Source organism: Mitsuaria sp. TWR114 (assembly GCF_007997345.1).
In genome coordinates, this window is sequence record NZ_VOSR01000825.1 from 1 (window position 1) to 702 (window position 702).

Here is a 702-nt window from a genome sequence, read left to right on the forward strand (position 1 = left end):
TCACCGCCACCACCAGCGCGATGGCGAGCAGCAACTCGATCTCGGTGTCGTCGACCGAGGCGCGGATCGTGGTGGTGCGGTCGGCCAGGATCTGCACGTCGACGGACGCCGGCAGCGTGCCCTGCAGCTTGGGCACAGCGCCTTCACCCGGTCCACCGTCTGGATCACGTTGGCGCCGGGCTGGCGCTGCACGTTCAGGATGACGCCCGGCGTCGTGTCGGCCCAGGCCGCCAGACGCAGGTTCTCGGCGTCGTCGACGATCTGGGCGACATCGCTGAGCCGCAGCGGGTTGCCGTTCTTCCAGGCAATGATCAGGTTCTGGTACTCGGCGGCGGAGCGCAGCTGGTCATTGGCGTCGATGGTGGAGGCGCGCTGCGCGCCGTCGAAGCTGCCCTTGGCCTGGTTGACGTTGGCCGAGGCGATGGCGCTGCGCACGTCGTCCAGCGACAGGCCCAGCGCGGCCAGCGTGCCTCGGGTTGGCCTGGATGCGCACGGCGGGCCGGCGGCCGCCGGCGATGCTCACCAGGCCCACGCCGTCGACCTGCGACAGCTTGGGCGCGAGGCGGTTCTCCACCAGGTCATGCACCTTGATGACCGGCAGCGAGGGCGAGGTCACCGCGATCGTCATCACCGGCGCGTCGGCCGGATTGACCTTGCTGTAGACCGGCGGCATCGGCAGGTCGGAGGGCAGCAGGTTCGATC

General features: G+C 70.1%; 1 protein-coding gene and 1 pseudogene. Both read right to left on the reverse strand.

Annotated features, from left to right (window positions below; all coding sequences use genetic code 11):
* A pseudogene (locus FUT87_RS31115) lies at positions 1–435 on the reverse strand (efflux RND transporter permease subunit); the annotation flags it as partial.
* Positions 347–702: efflux RND transporter permease subunit (locus FUT87_RS31120; RefSeq protein ID WP_255512012.1), on the reverse strand; the 356-nt coding region annotated here is incomplete at its 5' end. The pseudogene FUT87_RS31115 and the gene FUT87_RS31120, both read right to left, overlap by 89 nt.